Here is a 19,982-nt window from a genome sequence, read left to right as displayed (position 1 = left end):
GTGCCCGCCTCCGTCAGTCTTACCATTACCTCGTGCACGAGGGAATAGTGGCACAGGCAATCGCCTGCTAGGCTCTGGACCGTGAACAGTTCACCGGCCGGGGAGGACGACGCCGTCCGCCTCAACGAGATGGTGTGCTTCAACCTGCACGCGGCGTCCCGGGCCATGACGGCCGTGTACCGCCCCCTCCTCGAACCACTCGGGCTGACCTACCCGCAATACCTGGTCATGGCGACTTTGTGGGAATACGGTGACCTTTCCGTCCGCGACCTCGTCGAACGGCTCCAGCTCGACTACGGCACCATGACCCCGCTGCTGAAGCGCCTGGAGAAACGAGACCTGCTGCGCCGGACGCGCAACCCGGACGACGAGCGCACGGTCATCGTGAGCCTCACCCCCGAGGGCGACGCCATGCGCGAACACGCCCCCGGCATCTACCGGGCGATCTGCGACACCTTCGACTTCACCCCGGACCGCGCCCGCGAGGCCCTGACCCTCCTCCAATCCATCGTCAACCGCGCCGCCCGCACCCCAGCACCCCCGGCACCCCCGGCACCCCCGGCCTGACTCTCGCCCCGGCCAACCCACCCAAGGACCACCACAAGTCATCGCCTACCCGACCGGCAACACACGTTGGGCATGAAGCCATGTGCGGCCTGGACCGAATATTCGTCTGCCCCGGACGTAGATGGTCAGCTGCGAAGCAGTTCGTTCAGGCGGTCGCCCAGATGGCGGACTCTGGGGTCGTGGGCGTCGTCCAGGTGAAGGCCTCCACCGATCGGCGCCAGGTCCTGCCTTGCGGCCAAACTCCGGTCGAGCGCCGAAATAATAGTCTCCAGGGCGGCCTTCAGGTAGAGATCGTGCTCTTCTTCCGCGGGAAGAACGGACAGTTCGCGGACGACTCGGGCAAGGTCCGTGAACACCTTGGAGCAGGGTTCGTCGCGGAATCCGGCCACCAGAGCAGCGAGCAGGGCATGGGTGCACGAGGTCGCACGTTCGCCGGGAACGGCGAGATTGGCAATGGTGGGAAAGGCAGCGGCGAGCGGCTCCAATGCGTGGACCAGAACGTCGTCCGTACCGCCACAGATCATATTGCTCTTGAGCCGGATGGAACTGGGCTCGTGCGCCGTGTAAGAGATGATGCCATCGCGCATCGCGTGTCCGGGCGGGATGTTGTAGATCCAGTAGATGTCGGACGGTGCGGGTTGGAAGTTCTCGTCCACACGGCCGATTCGAATGCTGCGCTTGCCTCCGTCCCAGTCCCGGTGAAGCGCGATGAACTGGAAGAACCCGGCCCATTCTTCGCCGTGGAGTTGTGACCGCCACAGCGTCGCCTGAGCCCGCCACGCATAAGCGGTGTCGTCCGAGCCGGGAAAGAGTTCGTAGCCCCTGATCTCGCCGGCGACGAGCACCGCCAGGACCACGAGGTTCATGCTCCAGGCCGCGTGACGTGCGGGGACGGAGAGTGGCCGAGGACGGTACTGATCGTAGGCGGAGCCGGGACGGTCATGGAGCGACCGGCGGTGCAGTTCGAGCAGCAGCTCGGTCAGCTCGTTACGCGTGCCGGGTTCCAGTTGCGCGAGCAGGTCGTCCAGGAAGCCGATGACGGGCGAACGGGCCGTCAGCCCCGCGAAGGACAGCAGGGCGTGCAGAAGGTCGTCATTGATCTGGGCGGCAAGCGGGGAGTAGGCCGCGGTGGCGGCTTGTACGGCCATTCCGATTAGTATGTTGGCCACGAGCCGGGCGATGAGGAATTCCCCGAACGTCGCATGGAGGAACTCGTAGGTGTGCAGCACCTGGCCGTCGCGGGTGACCTGGGTTTCGTGGACGAAGAAGAAACGTCCCACCACGATCTGCGCCGCTGAGAGTGGAGCCTGCAGACCGGTATTCCCTGGACGGGCACGTTCCGGGTCGAGCAGCGCGAGGAGATCGGCGTCCAGGTCGATGTCGGAGACCCATTGGGCACGCCGATTGAACATGGCGAATCCGACGATGGACAGCCGCAGTAGTTCCTCTTCGACCGCCCGCTCATACGCCGTGTCGTCCAGGTCGGGAGCCAGCTTGCGGATCTGACGTCCGGCGAATTCCCGCAGGAGTCGCTCATAAAGGCTCGTGCGGTCGAAGGACGCCGAACGGTGGTGCAGCGCGTTGCCGTCCGCGTCGTACAGCGCGAGCATCAGCAGCAGCAACGGCTGCTCGGCCAGTTCGCGATGGGCCAGCGCCACTTCGTCCGGCAGGGGCCGCAGCCCGCGCCGCCGCAGGGCCGACTCATTGAGGTCGCGCCAATTCGCCAGCCATGCGCGTATCTGCTCGTCATCGAACGGCTCCAGGCGCGCGACGACGGAGCCGTGCGGGATCCGGGCCCGGTCGACCACCGCCGTGCGGCTGGTCACGATGACGGCGACCGGCCGCCCCTGATCGGCTTCACGCTCCTGGAAGGCCGTCACCTTCATCAGGAAGTCGGTCTGGGTGACGCCCGTCGCCTGCAGCAACTCGTCGAAGCCGTCCAGAATGACGACAGGGAGAGCCCCTGCGGCGGCCTCGACGAGCCGCGGCCAGGACGTCCGTTCGCCGGTCGTCTGCCGGACGGCGTCCTCGATGCGGGTCTGCAGATCGCTCTCGACCGGCGCCTGCCGCAACTCGACGAGGATGGGCAGGAAGTCGTCGGCGGGAAGGCGCGCCGCCAGGACGCGCGTCAGCACCGACTTGCCCGACCCGGGCTGCCCGAGCACCAGCAGCGGCGCCGAAACGGCCTCCGGCGACGTCAGGCAGGCGGCGAAGAAGCGGCTCGGTTCCGCGTAGACGGGAAGGTCCGTCCACCAGGAGTCCTGGCTCGGACGCGCCGTCGCCTCCATCACCGTCGCGCGGAGGCGGTGGTCGATGTATCCCTGCTCCAGCGTCGGGATCGTCAGCCCGGACGGCACGTCGCCGCCTGCGGTGATCGGGCGGTGAAGTGACGCCTGGTACGCGCGAGACAGCGCGGTCGGCTGGGCACCGACCCTGCCGGTCATGGACGCCAGCAGCCGCTCCAGCGTGGCCATCCCGCCCATCAGCTCCGTCCGGGCGGACCGGCGTTCCCAGTGTTCGATCCAGATCCCGAACTCGGGGCAGTCGACGGCCAGCCGGCGCAGCATCTCCTCGTACCTGTCCAGGGCCCGGCCCGGCATGAGGTGGCTCAACTCCCGGACCGTGTCTGCCTGGACGTCCTCTCCTATCCGGGCCCACTGCGGAACCCCGGAGACGAACTCCAGCAGGCTGCCACCGAGCCGGCCGTAGTAGGCCAGCAGTTCGCGCCGGATGGACTCCTGTGTGTGCGACGGGCCCGGTGTCGGAAGTTCGACCCGCGTCAGCGCCTGCGCCACGGCGCGGCGGCCCGTCCCGCCGTCGTGGTCTCCGCTCAGGGACAGCTGCTCGCCGGCATTCAGCCGGTGCAGCCGGGCCTCGGGGACCGCGTCCGCGAGTTCCTCGAAGTACGCCGCCAGGACGATCACGGTGTGCGCCGCCCGCAGCCGCTCGGTGCGCGTCAGCCGGTTGAGGCCGCGGAGCCGGTCGCCGAGGTCGCGTGTCAGCGCGTGCCCGAGCCGCACCGCCTCCTCGCGGGCGCCGAGGACGTCCAGACCGCCGCCGGCCAGCCCGAGCCCGGCCAGCCAGTCGAGCAGGTTGATCAGTCTGCTCTCGCTCTCCCCGAGCATCCTGACCGCCTCGGCGTAACTCAGCGGACGCCCCATGCACCCTCCCGCGCAGACGAACCGGCACCTTCATCCTGCGGGCGGTTGTGCGCGGGTTGCTGATCATGGCCGACTGTGGCCTGGCGCCGGACATGGAAGGGCCGCCGGAGGTTGCGGAGTCCACGGTGTCGCTGAGAAGGCCCGCGATGGATGATGAGAAGCATGGCGGAGACCGTGCTTGTGCGTTACATCGTTCACGACGTGGACGCGGCCATTGCGTTCTACGTTGACAACCTCGGCTTCGAGGTCGTGATGCATCCGGCGGAGACGTTCGCGATGCTCGGGCGGGGGCCGTTGCGGCTGGCGTTGTCGGCGCCGTCCGGGCGGGGCGGGGGTGGGCAGGCCATGCCGGACGGGCGGGTGCCCGAGCCCGGCGGGTGGAACCGCATCTCGCTCACGGTGGACGACATCGAGGCCGACGTCGCGAGGCTCACCGAGGCGGGGGTCGTCTTCCGGAACACGATCGTCGAGGGAGTCGGCGGCAAGCAAGTGCTGGTGGACGACCCGTCCGGCAACCCCGTGGAGTTGTTCCAGTACGTGTGAGGGGCGACATACCTGGCCTGTGTACGGGCAGTAGTTGTTGACTTCCTACGGCTTACGCCGTGGGTGTTCTGCTCGTAGGCCGACTGCGGAAGGGCGGGCCCTTGCCGTCTGACATGAGCGCCACAGTCCTCGCCGGGACGTCCTCGGAGGATTAGGGTGACATCCGCCCCGCGGTCGTGGAGACGGGTGACCGATGCCCTCGCGGACCGGCTCGGCGGGAGGCGGCGCGCCCGCATCGTGCTGCTGCTGGCGTGCGTGCTCGCACTGAACACGGCCGACACGGGGGTCGTCGGGGCGATCGTCCAGGAGTTGCGCCATTCGCTGAACATCGGCAACACGCGGGTCGGGATCCTCACGGCGGCGCCGGCGGCGGTCGGCGCGATCGCGACGCTGCCGGTGGGGCAGCTGACGGACCGGGTGCCGCGGGTGCCGCTGCTCGCGGGCAGCATCATGCTGTGGAGCCTCGCGATGATCGTCGGGGGGATGGCGAGCTCCTACGAGTGGCTGCTGGCGTCGCGGGTGGCGCTCGGCGCGGTGACGGCGACGGCGGGGCCCACGGTCGCGTCGCTGATCGGCGACCTGTTCCCGCCCGACGAGCGGGCCGCCACGTGGGGCCGGATCCTGGCGGGCGAACTGGTCGGCGTCGGGTTCGGGCTGATCGCGGGCGGCAACATCGCCGCGCTCCTGAGCTGGCGGTTCGCGTTCTGGTTCGTCGCGGTGCTCGGTTTCGTGCTGGCCGTGCTGCTGTGGAAGATGATGCCGGAGCCGGCGCGGGGGGCGCAGGCGACCGGGGCGGGACGCGAGGAGGAACTCGCCCAGCGGCAGGTAGACAGGTCGGACGTCGAGCCGGACCCGCGGAACGTCCTGAACGCCGCCCCGGAGAAGATGTCGCTGCTGGAAGCGGCCCGGTACGTCCTCCGCATCCGCACGAACGTGATCATCATCGTGGCGTCGGCGATCGGCTACTTCTTCTTCGCGGGGCTGCGCACGTTCGCGATGGTCTTCGTGCAGGAGCGCTACTCGCTCGGCCGTGGCGAGCTGTCGGCGTTCATCCCCGTCATCGGGCTGGCGGCGCTCGCCGGGGTGCTCGCCGGCGGGCGGCTGGCCGACCGGCTGGTCCGCAGGGGCATGGTCACCGCGCGGGTCGGCGTGCCGGGAGTGGCGTTCACGGTTTCTGCGCTGCTGTTCGTGCCCGGTCTCCTCACCGAGCGGGCGCTGATCGCGCTGCCGCTGTTCACGCTCGCCGCCGCCGCGCTCGCCGCCGCGAACCCGCCGCTGGACGCGGTGCGGCTGGACGTCGTCCACTTCCGGCTGTGGGGGCGCGCGGAGGCGATCCGGACGATCGTGCGGATGGGCGCGGAGGCGGCGGCGCCGGTGCTGTTCGGCTGGGCGTCGGGGATGCTGGCCGGCGGCCGGCAGTCGGCGACCGGCCTGGACCGGGCGTTCCTGCTGGCGCTGCTGCCGCTGCTGCTCAACGGGCTGCTGCTGATCAGGGCCCGGAGCCACTACCCGCGGGACGTCGCGTCGGCGCTGGAGTCCGAGCGACGCTACGCCGGCGGGGAGCAGTGATCCGGCTTTTGATCAGTCGCTGTCGGGCGGGTTGTTCAGGGTGCGGTAGCGGTCGAGGACGCGTTCCAGTTCGCGGCGGTCGCGCTTGGTGGGGCGGCCCGCGCCGCGCTCGCGGCGGCCGATCGGGATGAGCGCCTCGCGCGGCGGCGGGGGCGGGCTCTTGTCGATCAGGCATTCCTGCGCGGCGGGCGCGCCGACCCGCTTGCGGACGATCTTCTGCACCACGACGACGCGCTCCCGGCCGTCATGGCGGAGCCGCACCGTGTCGCCCGGCTTCACCGCGGTGGACGGCTTGGCGCGCTCGTCGTTCACGCGGACATGGCCCGCCCGGCACGCCGTCGTCGCCATCGAACGGGTCTTCAGCAGCCGCACGGACCAGATCCACAGATCGACTCGCACGGACCCCTCGTCGCCCATGCGTCCATGATGTCACCCGGACACGGGTGCCCGGTTTGCACTGATCCAGGCGTCGGCGCGCTCCCATTCCCGGTAGAGCCAGTCGATGCGGGCGTCCCGTCCGCCCGGGACGTCCTCGGCGGGGATGCGCCACCACTGGGCCTGGACGGCGCCGGTGAGCGGGATCCGCCGCCAGATGTCGCCGACCGTGGCCATGTGGTCGAGCCCGCAGTGCGCGACGAACACCACGTCGGCGGACGGCGCGGAGTCGAGCGCGGCGAGCACGCCGCCGGGGCGCGGCGGCATCAGGTTGCGCATCGCGGCGGCCCGGGTCGCCTCGGTCGTGCGGCGCAGCCGGGTCAGCCGCCGGATCGCGCGGCGCCGGCGCTCCGGGGAGAAGTTGCCGCCCTCCGGGAAGATCAGCAGCGCGTCGCGCGGGCCGAGGTCCGCGGCGAGCCGCCCGATGTCGTCGACGGCGCCGCCGCCGGGCATCACGAACACGTTCGGCATGCGGTTCGCGGCGATGTCGATGCAGGGATCGAACTGGAGCTGCGCCTTCATCACCACGCGGGGCCGCCGCCGGTAGTCGCCCAGCAGGTGGTGGACGAGGAGGAGCGCGTCGCCGGGCCCGGCGTGCCGGCTGAGGACGATCAGCGGGCGGTCGCCGGGCGTCGCCTCGCCGCCGCCGGAGATCTCCACCTGCAGGCCGAGCCGCCGCTCCGCCGCCCCGTACAGGCCGGCGACGTAGCGGCGGATGATGTCGTAGTGCCGGTCGTCGCGGGCGCGGCCCCGGATCCACAGCCAGCCGCATTCGAGGACGGCGGCCGACTCCCGCGTCCCCCAGGCGAGCGTGAACCACAGCAGCCGGAGGGCGCGCCGGCGGTCGCGCCCGACCAGGAAGGCCGCCGCGTACGCGACCGGGAACACGACGACGACCAGCAGGGTGAGCAGGAACAGCAGCGGCGTGAACACCAGGCGGCGGACGATGGAGGGAGGCAGCATCTCACGCTCGTTCTTTGAGGTACTCCAAGGATGCACGGTAGGCGCGCTCGATGTGAGCCTGGATTCCGGACACGTTCCTGTAGCGCATCTGGGCGAGGTCGACGCCGGACTTCTGCGGCTTGCCGCCCGCCGGCAGGACGTGCACGTCCAGGCCGTCCGGGAGGGCCGCCATCTCCTCGAAGAACCGGTGCCGGCGCGCGATCTCGAACGCGACCATGCCGACCTCCCAGGGGCGGCGCGGCGGCGGCAGGTCGCGCTCGATGCGCCCCACGTGCAGGACGTAGATGGAGGTGGCGCCGAGCATCACCGCGCGCCCGACCGGGATGCTGTGGACGAGCCCGCCGTCGAAGTAGTGCCGGCCCCCGACCTCGACAGGCGGCAGCAGCCCCGGCACGGCCGACGAGGCCAGCACCGCAGGCATCAGCGGACCGGACGTGAACCAGTGCGCCATCGCCGTCTCGATCCCGGCGGCGACGCACTCGAACGGGACGGCCAGCTCCTCGAACGTCCGGACGGGGAGCAGCTCGTCCAGCATGCGGCGCAGCGGCTCGTTGGAGTGCAGGTGCGTGCCGGAACGGGCGAGCGTCCACAGCCGCGCCCACATCCGCGCCCCGAACACGTCGCGGACGGAGTCGTCCGACCAGAGGCTGGTGAGGCGGTCGACGGACGTGTCCGGGTCCGCCGCGACGAACGCGCCGTGCACCGCGCCGATGGACGTGCCGACGACGAGGTCGGGCCGGACGCCGGTCTCCGCGAGCGCCCGCAGCATGCCGACCTCGTGCGCGCCGAGCACGCCGCCGCCCCCGAGCACGAACGCGGTGCGCGGCTCCCGATCGACATCGTCCACGGGGGCAGCCTCTCCCGAGCAAAGAGGGATAAACAGGACCGGCCGCCCAAGGGGTGGTAGGCGGCCGGTCCTCGGCGGTGACGCCGGTCAGTGGTGTCCGTGTCCGTGGCCGTGGCCGTATCCGTATCCGTGGGTGCGGAGCCCGTAGCCGTAGGGGAACAGCGGCTTGTAGTCGCGGTCGCCGATGTTGATCGGCTCCTGGCCCTCGCTGCGCGGCCACGTCACCGGCAGGCTGCCCGTGAAGGGGCGCTTGCCGAACAGGACGTCCGCGACGCCCGCGCCCTCGCTGCCCGGCAGCCAGGACATGACGAACGCGTCCATCTCCGGCAGCTGGTCGGTGACGATCTGCGGCCGTCCCGCGACGTCCAGGACGACGCACGTCCTGATCGCGCCGCACACCTTGTCGATGTTGGCCTTGTCGGCGTCCGACAGGTTCAGCGTGTGCCCGTTGCCGACGTCGCCGACGCCCTCCGCGTAAGGCTTCTCGCCGATGACGACGATGCCGACGTCATTGCCGGACATCGGCGCCGACGCGTCCGCGCTGTAGGTGACGTGGGACGAGTTCTGCTCGATGCCCTTCAGGATCGTCGTGCCCGGGATGATGTCGCCGGACGATCCCTGCCAGGTGACCGTCCAGCCGCCCGCCTGGTTACCGATGTCGTCGGCGTTGGCGCCCGCCACGTAGATCCGCTCGTTCTTGCGCAGCGGCAGCGCGCGGTGCGAGTTCTTCAGCAGGACCTGCGACTTCGCGACGGCCTCGCGCGCCACCGCGCGGTGCTCCGGCGACCCGATCGTCTTGGCGAGGCCGCGGTCGGTGTAGGGGTGCTCGAACAGGCCGAGCTCGAACTTCGCCGTCAGGATGCGGCGGACGGCGTCGTCGATGCGCGACATCTTCACGCGTCCCGCCTTCACCTCGGCGATCAGCGTCTCGACGAACTGCGGAGCGCTGTAGGGCTCCATGAACATGTCCATGCCGGCGTTGACGGACGTCCGCACCTGCGTCGGGTAGTCGCCGGGGATCTGCTGGATGGCCGCCCAGTCGCTGATGAGGAAGCCGTCGAAGCCGATCTTGCCCTTGAGGACGCCGGTCAGCAGCTCCTTGTGCGCGCTCATCTTGACCGGGTTGCCGACGCCGTCCTCCGTCCAGTCGACGCTGGAGAACGACGGCATGATGCTGCCGACGCCGTACTTCTGCACGGCGGTGACGTAGGGCGGCAGGTCGATCTTCGCGAACGTCCGGCGGTCGGTGACGGTGACGCCCTGGTCGATCGTGTACGTCCCGCTGGTGGACGAGCCGAAGACCGTGTCGCCGTCCCCGGCGAAGTGCTTCGCCGTCGCCAGGACGTGCCGGTTCGTGGCCATGTCACGCTTGTGCTTGCCCTGGAAGCCCTCGATGGCGACGGCCATCTCGCTCACGAGCCGCGGGTCCTCGCCGTAGCTCTCGTACGTCCGGCCCCAGCGCAGGTCACGGCTGACGCAGACGCACGGCGCGAACACCCACTGCGGTCCGGTCGCCTTCGTCTCGATCGCGGTGATCTGCTCTTCCCGCTTGACGAGGCCGGGGTCGCGGGTGGCGCCCATCCCGATGTTGTGCGGGAAGATCGTCGCGCCGACGAGGTTGTTGTGGCCGTGCACCGAGTCGATCCCGTACAGCAGCGGGATCTTCAGCCGGGTGGCGAGCGCCTTCGACTGGTAGGCGTCCACCATGTCCGCCCAGCCGGCCGGCGTGTTGTCGGCGGGCACCGAGCCGCCGCCGGAGAGCACCGACCCGAGGGCCAGGGCGGTGATCTGGTCGCGGTCGCCGTCGATGGCGCCGCGCTCGGCCTGGGTCATCTGGCCGACCTTCTCCTCCAGCGTCATCCTGGCGAGCAGGTCGCTCACCCGCTCGGCGACGGGGAGCCGCGCGTTGAGGTAGGCCGGCGGCCCGTCGGCCACCGCGGGCTGCACCGCGACGGCGGACGGGAGGGCGGCGATGGTCGCGAGCGCGACCAGTGATCGCCCGATCCGGGTGGCGATGACGCGTCTGCAGGGGTGTCGCAAGTCGTCCCTCCTGGGTCGCTCCGAGGACGCCGCACGGCCCGGCGGACCGCGCGCGGCCGGGCGCAGAGGTCATGGCTCGCCCGGACGGCCACGACCTCTGCGCTCGGCGACGTCGTCTCCCAGGAACCTCCCCCGGCCCCGCACCGCCTGTCAACGAACCTGTCCGAGGCGCACCGGAGCCTTGTGAAAACAGGGGAAGAGGGGTTGACCGAGACTAAATTCATATGTTAAATCATGTGCCGAACAAAGCCGGTCGGGACGGGTGAGGCCAGATCGCCGCCGCCCGTCCCGTGCTGCCCGCCCGGCGTCGGCGCCTCCGCATCATCCGCCACGGTGACCACGTCCGGCCACGCGAGCGCCCGGGAGGCCGGCGGGTGAACAGCCGTCCCGGGCGCTCGCCATCCGGTGTGGCGCGGTTCTCAGGACCGAAGTCGTCGTCCCTGCGGCGGGACGCTGGCCTGCTTGGAGCGGCCTACTTGGAGCGGCGGCCGCGCTCCCCGCGGCCCGCCGTCCCGCGCTCGCCCCCGACGTCCTCGTCGCGCGTCACCTCGATGCGCTCCTTGCGGAGCTCGCCGCGCACCGTCTGCTCGTCCTGCACCTGCTCGGTGCGCACATGGATCCGCTCGACGGGGACGGTCTCCTTGGCGATCACCGGACGCTCCTCGTAGAGGATGATCTCGTGGTCGTCCTCGGAGATGGTGATCTTCGGGTTCGGCTCGCCGCCCACGATCGGCTCACGGTCGATCTTGATCTCCTCGTGCGAGACCGGGATCGTGCGCTCGACCATCTCCGTCTCGACGTACTTGTGCACCCGGACGCGGCCGGACTCGTACCGCTCGGTGCCGATCCGCAACTGCTCCTCCGACCGGGTGATCTCGGTCATCGGCGCCTCGGCGCCCTCGCGCGCCGACTGCGGCGGCATCGCCTGCCCGTGCCCCGCACGGTCGGGGTGGACGGCCATCCCGGCGGCCCCCGCCGTGCCCGCGGCGGCGGCCTGACCGGTCGTGGTGCCGCCGGCCGTGCCCGCCGTGCCCGTGGTGCCGGTCGTGGTGCCGCTGGCGGCCTTCCCTTCGCCGGTCAGCCCGCGATCGCCGGCCGTCCGGTTCGCGTCCGCCTTCGCCTCCCCCTTGGCGTCCGCCTTCGTTTTCTGCTCACCCGCGTCCCGCTCACCGCCCTGCCGGGAGCCGCCCGGCGGACGTACGCCGTAGTGGCGGTAAAGGTCCACGATCTGGGCGTGCGACAGGTGCTCGTCCGCGTCGACGTTCGGAGCGCCCTTGATGGTCTCCTTGTCGTACGGGACCTGCAGCATGTCCTGGTTCTTCCGGGCGCCGGACAGCGGGACGAAGCTCTCCCGCATCCCGAACCATCCGGTGTGGACGGTCACCCACTCGGGGGAGCCCGAGTCGTCGTTGAGGTAGACCTGCTTGATCGTGCCGACCTTGGTGCCGTGGGTGTCGGTCACGCTCATTCCCATGAGTTCCCGCACCTGTGTCTGCGTCTGCACGTTGAACACCTCTGCTTCCGTGAACGCTGCCGGGTGGACGGGGGGCCGGGGGGAGGTCGCTGCTGCGCCCGCCTCGCGGCAACGGTGTTCTGTTGATCCCGAGTTGCCGGATTACCCGCTGTTTTTCCGTATGAAGACAAAATAAACGTGTTTGCACAATTATGGGGGACGATTTACCTCGTTCTTGCACCGCTCCCCGCGGGGCCGGTCAGCCATTTCTCGACAAATGCCCATCGAGACGGTCGTCAGCGCATTCCCCGCTGGCCGAGATGGTGATCATTTTAGCAAGCGCCGGTTTCTTTTTCCCGGCCGCGCGAAAGACTGCGAAAAGACGTTCCCGCACATCGGAGAAACTGCTATGCGCGACATTTCACGTGCGGTCCGGCGAGCAGGGGCCGCCCTAGCCGCCACCACGGCCGCCGGCACCGCGCTCACCGCCATGCTCACCGGCACGGTGCTCACCGGCACGGTGCTCACCGGCACGGCGGCCGGGGCCGTACGGCGCCCGCCCGCGTGGTGCAAGACCGGCGGGACGCTCTCCGCCCGCACGATGCCGCAGCGGGTGAAGATCGCCGACTGCGATTTGCGCGGCCGGACGGTACGGAGCGTGAACGGGCTCGCCGCGGTCGTGCCGTCCGACGGGACCTCGCTGGTCGCGCACGCGCTGCGCACCGACGGCGGCGCCGAACTGCGCATTCAGGTGAACGAGCGGGCCGGCGAGATCACCATCGGCACGCGCGGCGGGCGGGTTCCGCAGGGTCGGCCGCGCGGGTTCCGGGCCCCGGCCGCCGCCTGCCGGGACGGCGCCCACCGCGCCGAGCCGAGCAGGTGGCCGAAGGGCACCGCCGTCCGGTGGTACTACGCGGGGGCCGGGATGCCGAGGGGCCCCGTCGCCAGGGGCGTCTCCAACATGGTCGGCACTCGCACCGACTGCAACGTCCGGCGCCGCTTCACCCCGCCGCCGGACATCGCCGAGCGCTACGCCGGGCGGGCGAGCCGTCCCCCGAACGTGACCGGTGCCGCCGCCTGCGGGAACCGGGACCGGATCAGCACGTTCGGCTGGCACGCCATGCCGGCCGCGGACAAGGACGTCCTCGCCGCGACCTGCACCTGGTTCATCGGGCCGACGACGGTCGAGGCGGACATGGCGTTGCAGGCGCAGGGCAAGAAGTGGTGGACGAGTGGTTCGTGCCCGGCCGGGAGCTATTCCGCCGAAGCCGTCGCGACGCACGAGGCCGGCCACGTCTTCGGCCTCGCGCACATCGAGGGCATCGAGCACGAGAACCTCACGATGGCGCCGTCCATCGCGTCCTGCGACAGCGGTCCCGCCACCCTCGGCAAGGGCGACTACGACGGGCTGATCGCCCTCTACGGCGGACGCTGAGCGGGCGCGGAGCCGCACCGCGCCCGCTCAGCGTCCGGCCGTCAGTCCGGCGCCTCGGGTCAGCGCCCCGACTGGAGTTTGCCGACGACGACGAGGCGGCGCCGGTCCGAGCCCTTCGGGGTGCAGGTGATGAGCGTGATGTACCGGCCGTTCGGCGCGCTGCGCCGCTTGAACGGCACCGGCTCCAGGGCCCGCCTGTCGCCCGGCTTGATGACGCGCTTCGCCCGCACCCTGTACACGTAGGTCCTGCGGCCCCAGCGCAGCACGATCCGGTCGCCGCGCCGCATCCGGTCGAGCTCGTTGAACGGGTGCAGCCAGGTCGTCCGGTGGCCGAGCAGCACCGTGTTGCCGTCCCGGCCGGGCACGCCCGTCCCCGGGTAGTGGCCGGCGCCCCGCCGCAGGACCGCCTGGCCGACGCCCTCGCGGACGTCCGCCTTCAGGTGCATCCGCTTGATCCGGATCTTCCCGATCAGGTCGCCCGTCCCGGGACGAGCCGGAGCGGCCACCGGGGTCGCGGGCGCGGCCTGCGCCTGCGGGACGCCGAGCACGGGCAGGGCGCACAACGCGGCGACGGCCGCCGCCGAAAGGGACTTGCGGTCGAGCATGCTGGGTCTCCCCTCTGGAGTTCTGCCGACAGGGGGAAGGGGCGGCACGTCTACCGCCCCTCCTCCTCGGTCCGCCGGACGCGGGTCGTCACCCGGGCCGGCGCGTGCTCACTTCAGGACGGGCGAGCCGAGCCGGACGGGCGCCCCGCCGCTGCTCGGCAGCTGCGGACCGAGCTGGTCGGTCTGGGCGTCCACTCCCGGGACCTTGACGAGCTGCTGGAGCCTGCTCACCAGGCCACCGACGACGGGCAGGCCGTCCGTGGTGCGGTAGCGCGCACCGGTGTTCGCCACGCGGCGGCCGTCGGCCCGCATGGTCGAGGGCAGCTTCTTGTGCTTGGCGGCCGGACGGTGCTTGGACGGCTTGTACGGCTTCTTGTGCTTCACCGGCGGGGTCCGCAGGGTCGGCGGCATCTCCTCGTGCTCGTCCCCGCCCCCGACGAACGCGCCGCCCTTGCACTGCGCCTCCGCGAGGCCCAGCACCGCGACGGCGTTGCCGCACACGTTGACCGGGACGCTGATCGGCATGAAGAGCTGGTTGCCGTTCAGCAGGCCGAAGTTGCCCGACGACCGCATGTCCACCTTGCGCTCGGCGGAGGACCGCTTCACGGACGCGCCGCCCTTGCACTGCGCCTGCGCCAGTCCGAGCGCTGCGACGGCGTTGCCGCACACGTTGACCGGGACGCTGATCGGCGCGAACACCTGGTTGCCGTTCCCGATCCCGAAGTTGCCGGACGTCTGCATGTCGACGCCCTTGCCGTGGTCCCAGCCGCCGCCGTGGCCGCCGTCGTCCCAGCCGCCGGCCGTCCGGTAGCCCGGGTCCGCTGCGTAGCCGTCGCCCGAGCGGTGCGACGAGACGCTCGCGCCGCCCTTGCACTGGGCCCGCGCGAGGCCGGCGACCGCGATCGCGTTGCCGCAGACGTCGACCGGGATGCTGATCGGCGCGTAGACCTGGTTGCCGTTCAGCGCGCCGAAGTTGCCGGACGACTCCATCGTGACCTTGCCGTCGTGGCCGCCGCCGAAGGTGCCGGCGTTGGCCGCGCCCCCGGTGCCGAAGGCGGCGCCGATGGCGAGGGTCCCCGCGGCCACCAGGGCGGCGCGGGAGGTGCTCTTCACCCACGTACGCATGATGTTTGCTCCTGTCTTTTGCATCGGTGATGATCACTGCGCGGCACCGTCGGGGTGGGCGCAGCACTGGCAGCGGCCCGGTTCGGCCGTTGCGCGTGGAGAAGGGTTCAGTGGGGGCGACGGCGCGTCCCGTGCACGCGGTCGCCGGGAACCGGCCGCTCAAGGGGCCGGACGGGGACGGCTAGTCCGGGACGACGGACGGGCCGCCGGGCGCGGCGACGTCGGTCAGCGCGGTGCGCTGGAACGTGCCCGCCGCCACGGCGGGCGGCGCCACCGGATTCCGGCGGTGCGGCAGGTCGCCGACCGTCGGGAACGGGTGCCCGCCCGCCGAGCCGCCGCCCTGCGGGCCGTCCTGGACGGGCCCCGGCACGGGAACGGCCGGCGCACGGTGATCGTCGCGGCAGTGCGGGCAGCCGCCCGCCTTCTGGACCGCGGGGGCCGTGGCAGCAGCGGCGGCGTGATGGTGGATCGCGGAGACCGCGTCCCCGGCCGCCGCCTGGTGCGCGGCGCCCGCCGGGACGCCCTGCTTCTCCGGCCGCTCCTCGGCGGCGGGCCGCCCGGCGGGCGGCGCGTCGGTCACCCGCTGGACGAGGCCGCGCAGAACGGGCCGCGCCGGCCCGACGGCCGGAACCCGGACGCGCGGGACACCGACGGCGTCGCCGAGCTCGCGCACCTGGCGGACGGCCCGGTCCTTGTCGTCGAACAGGTCGCGCTGCCGGGACCGGACGTACCGCATCGGGTGGTCGCCGATCTCGCGCACGTCATCGGTGATCGTGCGCCCGCCGGGCCCGGACGTGAAGTGCCGGACCGTCGCCAAGTGCCGGACCGTCGCCGGCCCCTGATCGCCGGCCTGCGCCGCAGGCTGCGGCTGCTCCGCCGCGAAAGCGGAGTCGGCCAGCGCGGAGAGCGCGATCCACCCCGCGAACGCGAAGCCGGCGATGGCGATGAGGCGCAGGAGAACGGGGACGAGGGCATGCCGCGGCCGACCCTGCGGGCGAAACGCCTCGCGCTGGATCGGTGCGGAATCCACTGCCGGTTCTCCTTGCCGCCGAATTTCAGATCGGCTCGAAGGTAACACCTCGGGGGACGTTCGCAAGGAGCATTGATTTGTTCACCGGCGTGTCCCGGGATCATTTACCGCGGCGTTAATCCGGCTTTTATCGAACCCGGCTTTCCGTCCCGCCGACGTCCGTTTTGCCGTACTCGGCCCATTCGCCGGTGCTCGCGACCGTTTCAGGGAGAAGTATGGCGGCCGGTATCGAGTACGCTACAGTCGGTGAGCAGCCGGTCACCGGACCGCTCATCGAGGAGCTCCCTTTGCCCAACCCCTCGTCCGCGATCTCCCGCCTCCACCCGCTGCGCCGTCACCGCGCCCCCCGCCGCGAGGTCCACCGCTTCCTCACCCGCGCCGACCTCACGCTCATCGCGCTCTCCAACGTCCCCGCTGCTCAGCGCCCGAAGACGAGCCGCGGCCTCTCGGCCGCGTGGACGCTGTACTGGCGCGTGCAGTGGTCCCTGGCCACCGCCAGAGCCGACCGCGCCCGCCGCCGCGCCCTTCCCCCGAGGTACTGAGCCCCGCCCCCGGCCGAACCGGCACCCGCACCCCGCCGCCCGGAGGAACATCCTCAACCGCCCACCACACAAATCTCCACACCGGCACGTGCGAGGCACCGCCCGTCGCACCGAAGGACTCGCCTCCAGGAGGCGGTCTTTTCTCCTGGAGGCGAGCGGGCTGGTCTTACTGGCGGGACGTGTCCGGTTCCAGGACGTCCGACAGGCGGGCCGTTGCCGGGCGCACGCGCGGGGTGCGGCGGATGATGTGGTGCGCGATGCGGCCCGCGGCGAAGTCGGCGCCGTGCACGAAGCGCATGACCGGGCCGAAGGTGGGGGCCGCGGCCAGGCCCGCGAAGTACAGGCCGGTCGTGGACGCCTCGAAGTCGCGGCTGAGGACCGGGGCGCCGAGGCGGGTCGCGATGCGGCCGCGCAGGTCCGGGGCGAGCAGGCCGAGCCGGGCGACGTCCGGGACGTAGCCGGTGGCGGCGATGACGTGCTCGAACTCGGCCACGAGGCGGCGGCCGCCGCGGTCGGCGGTGGTGAGCGCGAGGCCGTCCTCCTGCTCCACGGCCTTCACCACCCGGCGGCCCGTCGAGACGCGGACCCGCTCGTCCAGCCGGTCGCGCAGCCACCAGGACCCGGCGGGCGGGAGCGTCTCGCGGACGATCCGGCGGCGGGTCGCCTCCGGCAGGTACCGGACGAGGCCGGGCCGCTCCGCCCACACCCAGGTGCGGTAGCCGGTGCCGAGGCCGGAGCGGGGCCCGCCGAGCAGCTGGGCGCGCAGGGAGCGGCGCTCCTCCGGGACGGTGTTCCAGTCGAGCTCCTGCCGCCGGGCGATGACGTGCGGGTGCGCGCCCGCGTCAGCCAGCAGGACCGCCGTCTCCAGCGCCGACTGCCCGGCGCCGATCACGGCGACCTCCTTGCCCGCGAAGAGGGCGAGGTCGCGGTGGGCGCTGGCATGCGAGACGAGCCAGGACGGCATGCCCGCCAGCTCGTCCGGGATGTGGGCGAACGGGCCGATGCCGACCGCGACCACCACGGTCCGGGCCGCGATCGTCTCGCCGGTGGACAGCGTGACGGCGTAGCCGCCCGGCCTGCCGCGCTCGATGTTCACGACCTGCGCGTCCCGGTCGTCCGGGCGCTGCGGGACGGCCTCGGCGGCGAACCAGCGCCCGTACTCGACGAAGGTCTCCAGCGGGATCGGCTGCCCGATCCGCCAGCCGGGATGCAGGTCGGTGAACCGCATCCCCAGCTGGGGCGACCCCAGGCTGGACGCGAACGGCTCGGATTTGAGGAACATGCCCTCGGGCATGTTCGTCTCCCAGAAGCGCATCGGCTCGCCGATGGTCCGGACGTCGAGCCCGACGTTCTGCAGGTGGGCGGCAGTCGACAGGCCGTAGGGCCCGGCGCCGGCGATCACGACGTCGCTGGCCGAGTCGCTCATCTCTCATTCCCCCGTGTGATTGTGGTGTTACCTGGTGCGCAGCCGCTCGACCGCGCGGAGCACGCTCCGGCGGCCCATCGCGAGGAAGGGCGGCAGGTCGTCCCCGGCGTACCAGGCGAACTCGTCGGCCTCGCGCAGCGGCCGGAGGGTCTCGCGCAGCGGGCGGAGGGTCCCCGCGCGCAGCAGCCCCCGGCCGGCCGCCTGCTGGACGTAGTGGTTCTCCACCAGCAGGCTGCGGCCGGGCACCGGGCTCGCGGCCGGGACGCGGCGGCCGGACTGGTCGAGATGCAGGACGCGGGCGAGGTCGAGCCCGTTCCGGTCGGTGAACAGGCGGAACTGCGCGCCGATCCGCGGGTTGAAGTCGAGCAGGTGGTAGCCGCCGTCCCGGTCGAGCCGGAAGTCGAGGTCGACGAGGCCGCGGCAGCCGAGCCGCTGGACGATCCGGACCGCGAGCCGGTGCAGTTCGGGGTTGCCGACCCACTCCCCGGCGACCGTGTGCCCGGCCTGCGGCGGGTGCGCGAGGTGCTTGCGGCCGGTCCCGCCGAACAGGCAGTCGAGGTTCGCGTCGAAGAAGCCTTGGAAGAACCAGTCCCCGCCGCCCGCCGGGATGCGGCGCTGCAGGATCAGCGGGCCGGCGTCGCCGTCCGGGTCGCGGTCGCGGGTGGCGGCGAACAGCCGGTGCAGCTCGCCGAGCGTGCGGACCACCGTGGTGCTGCGCATCCCGGTGCCGAGCCGCCAGGGGCGCGCCCACTTGGCGACCAGCGGCAGGCCGAGCGCCGCGGCGGCCTCGTCGACGTCGGCGGCGGACGCGGGGGTCCGGCTCGCCGGGGAGGTGATGCCGTGCTTCTCGCACGCGTCCCGCAGCCGCGACTTGTCGGCGACGCTCCGGGGGACGTCCGGGTCCTGGTGCGGGAAGACGAAGCGGGGCCGCAGCGCGTCCGCGTGCTCGGCGACGAAGATCGCGCCGGCGTCGTCCATCGGGACGAGCAGCGTCTCGCGGCCGATGCGCTCCCCGATGGCGCGCAGGTGGCTCAGCAGCTGGGACGGGTACGCCGTGGGCGGCGCCCACGGATGCCCCCGGTGCAGGTAGCGGGAGCGGGACGCGGGGCTGGCGCGGCCCTCCATGATGGCGTGGACGGGCACGCCGGCGCGGCCGAGGCTCCGGATCGCCGCGAGGGTCCCGTGGTGGAAGAAGTTGCGGTCGGTGCGCAGCAGCAGGACGGGAAGGCCGGGGTCGAGGCGCGTCCGCGGCGGTGTGCGGGTGTCGAAGAACATATGTTCAGGCGTATTCCCTTGGATTGCGGCGCACGACAACCTTCCTAAGGTAAATTCTGGGTCTGTTCCGCCCGCACGGCTTTTTCACGGTGGACGTCCAAGGGCATACGATACGCATGCGAGCTGCGGATATCCATTCAGCGGGGCGGCCATTCGGAGCGCGACGGAAAAGGCCGCTTCCGTTCTGTCCGCTCGCTCCGCTTCTGGCCGCGTTCGCCATAGTGGTGATGCTCGTGGCGCCCACGTTGGTGACCTGGCCGCAGCCGCAGGCCGTGCAGCGAACACCGGCATATGTGCCCTTGGGGGCATTTCTGGGGTCGGGCGCGGAGGGGGTGGCGCGGGTCGGCCGGTTCCAGCGCTGGCTCGGCTCGACGGTGACGGTCGGGCGCACCTACCTGCCGGGCGACGACTGGCACGGGATCGAGGGGCCGCGCGGGATGCTCGTGCCGTGGACGCGCTGGAAGGCGGCCGATCCGCGGCGGTCGCTGGTGATGAACGTGCCGATGATGGCGCCGAACGAGGCGTCGGTCCCGGTTCCGGTGCTGGCCTCGCTGCTGCGCGGCGGCGCGGCGGGCGCGTTCGACGTCCACTACCGGATCCTGGCGCGGCGGCTGGTCTCGCTCAGCGCCGGGGACGCGGTCATCGTCCTCGGCTGGGAGATGAACGGGGAGTCCTACGGCGGCCGCTGCGCCCCGGATTCCGAGGCGTGGAAGGCGTACTGGCGGCGTATCGTCGCGACCATGCGGTCGGTTCCGGGGGCTCGTTTCCGTTTCGATTTCGCGCCGACGCGGGGCCGGGACACGATCCCGTGGACGGAGTGCTACCCGGGTGACGACGTCGTCGACATCATCGGGTCCGACAGCTACGACCAACCCCCGGGTAAAACGTTCGACGATTACGTCAACGAGCCGTATGGAATGCGTGCGCAGGCGGATTTCGCCGCCACGCACGGCAAGCCGATCTCGT

16 protein-coding genes and 1 pseudogene are annotated in these 19,982 nt (G+C 71.6%); 6 read left to right on the top strand and 11 right to left on the bottom strand.

Features of this window, described 5'->3' with window-relative positions; translation table 11 throughout:
- Positions 1–81: 81 nt before the first annotated feature.
- Positions 82–567 (top strand): MarR family winged helix-turn-helix transcriptional regulator, encoded by a 486-nt coding sequence (locus AL2_RS23855; RefSeq protein WP_376741364.1) that lies wholly within the window; start codon positions 82–84, stop codon positions 565–567.
- A 125-nt stretch (positions 568–692) separates the two neighbouring features.
- On the opposite strand, the gene AL2_RS23850 is transcribed toward AL2_RS23855, so the two are convergent.
- Complete coding sequence (locus AL2_RS23850; RefSeq protein ID WP_067637067.1) at positions 693–3,728, bottom strand: NACHT domain-containing protein; 3,036 nt, start codon at positions 3,726–3,728, stop codon at positions 693–695.
- 150 nt (positions 3,729–3,878) lie between these two features.
- Between AL2_RS23850 and AL2_RS23845 the strand changes: the two genes are divergently transcribed.
- Complete coding sequence (locus AL2_RS23845; protein ID WP_369688516.1) at positions 3,879–4,271, top strand: VOC family protein; 393 nt, start codon at positions 3,879–3,881, stop codon at positions 4,269–4,271.
- Between the two features lie 186 nt (positions 4,272–4,457).
- Positions 4,458–5,840, top strand: a complete 1,383-nt coding sequence (locus AL2_RS23840) for an MFS transporter (RefSeq protein ID WP_168444805.1) — start codon at positions 4,458–4,460, stop codon at positions 5,838–5,840.
- A gap of 12 nt (positions 5,841–5,852) precedes the next feature.
- Here AL2_RS23840 and AL2_RS23835 read toward each other — a convergent pair whose 3' ends face one another.
- From AL2_RS23835 to AL2_RS23815, 5 genes are all read right to left on the bottom strand, one after another.
- A complete protein-coding gene (locus AL2_RS23835; protein ID WP_067637063.1) occupies positions 5,853–6,257 on the bottom strand; it encodes an RNA-binding S4 domain-containing protein in 405 nt (134 codons plus the stop codon).
- 12 nt (positions 6,258–6,269) lie between these two features.
- Positions 6,270–7,238 carry a 1-acyl-sn-glycerol-3-phosphate acyltransferase gene (locus tag AL2_RS23830; protein WP_067637060.1) on the bottom strand — a complete coding sequence of 323 codons (969 nt, stop codon included), beginning with the start codon at positions 7,236–7,238 and terminating at the stop codon, positions 6,270–6,272.
- Position 7,239: 1 nt separating this feature from the next.
- The gene (locus tag AL2_RS23825; protein WP_067637058.1) at positions 7,240–8,085 is read right to left on the bottom strand and encodes a patatin-like phospholipase family protein; all 846 of its coding nucleotides are present in this window, start codon (positions 8,083–8,085) and stop codon (positions 7,240–7,242) included.
- An 87-nt stretch (positions 8,086–8,172) separates the two neighbouring features.
- A complete protein-coding gene (locus AL2_RS23820) occupies positions 8,173–10,125 on the bottom strand; it encodes a glycoside hydrolase family 3 protein (protein WP_067637056.1) in 1,953 nt (650 codons plus the stop codon).
- A gap of 472 nt (positions 10,126–10,597) precedes the next feature.
- Positions 10,598–11,629 carry a DUF2382 domain-containing protein gene (locus AL2_RS23815; RefSeq protein ID WP_157438322.1) on the bottom strand — a complete coding sequence of 344 codons (1,032 nt, stop codon included), beginning with the start codon at positions 11,627–11,629 and terminating at the stop codon, positions 10,598–10,600.
- 358 nt (positions 11,630–11,987) lie between these two features.
- On the opposite strand from AL2_RS23815, the gene AL2_RS23810 reads away from it, so the two are divergent.
- Complete coding sequence (locus AL2_RS23810; RefSeq protein ID WP_067637054.1) at positions 11,988–13,013, top strand: matrixin family metalloprotease; 1,026 nt, start codon at positions 11,988–11,990, stop codon at positions 13,011–13,013.
- A 59-nt stretch (positions 13,014–13,072) separates the two neighbouring features.
- On the opposite strand, the gene AL2_RS23805 is transcribed toward AL2_RS23810, so the two are convergent.
- From AL2_RS23805 to AL2_RS23795, 3 genes are all read right to left on the bottom strand, one after another.
- Positions 13,073–13,618, bottom strand: coding sequence for a class E sortase (locus tag AL2_RS23805; protein WP_067637052.1), 546 nt, complete (start codon positions 13,616–13,618; stop codon positions 13,073–13,075).
- A gap of 108 nt (positions 13,619–13,726) precedes the next feature.
- On the bottom strand, positions 13,727–14,743 hold the full coding sequence (locus tag AL2_RS23800) for a chaplin (protein ID WP_168444806.1): 1,017 nt from the start codon (positions 14,741–14,743) through the stop codon (positions 13,727–13,729).
- A 181-nt stretch (positions 14,744–14,924) separates the two neighbouring features.
- Positions 14,925–15,773, bottom strand: coding sequence for a hypothetical protein (locus AL2_RS23795; RefSeq protein WP_067637048.1), 849 nt, complete (start codon positions 15,771–15,773; stop codon positions 14,925–14,927).
- 215 nt (positions 15,774–15,988) lie between these two features.
- Between AL2_RS23795 and AL2_RS23790 the strand changes: the two genes are divergently transcribed.
- Entirely contained in the window at positions 15,989–16,315 is a 327-nt protein-coding gene (locus AL2_RS23790) for a hypothetical protein (protein WP_067637047.1), read from the top strand.
- 166 nt (positions 16,316–16,481) lie between these two features.
- Here the strand turns inward: AL2_RS23790 and AL2_RS23785 are convergent, their stop codons facing one another.
- On the bottom strand, positions 16,482–17,741 hold the full coding sequence (locus AL2_RS23785) for an NAD(P)-binding domain-containing protein (RefSeq protein WP_067637045.1): 1,260 nt from the start codon (positions 17,739–17,741) through the stop codon (positions 16,482–16,484).
- Between the two features lie 27 nt (positions 17,742–17,768).
- Positions 17,769–19,016, bottom strand: a complete 1,248-nt coding sequence (locus tag AL2_RS23780) for a carboxylate--amine ligase (RefSeq protein ID WP_067637043.1) — start codon at positions 19,014–19,016, stop codon at positions 17,769–17,771.
- Between the two features lie 116 nt (positions 19,017–19,132).
- Here AL2_RS23780 and AL2_RS40160 point away from each other — a divergent pair.
- A pseudogene (locus AL2_RS40160) lies at positions 19,133–19,876 on the top strand (glycoside hydrolase family 26 protein); the annotation flags it as partial.
- Positions 19,877–19,982 lie beyond the last annotated feature (106 nt).

The organism is Actinomadura latina NBRC 106108, assembly GCF_001552195.1.
GTDB classification, from domain to species: domain Bacteria; phylum Actinomycetota; class Actinomycetes; order Streptosporangiales; family Streptosporangiaceae; genus Spirillospora; species Spirillospora latina.
This window is presented reverse-complemented; position numbering and strand designations above follow the sequence as displayed.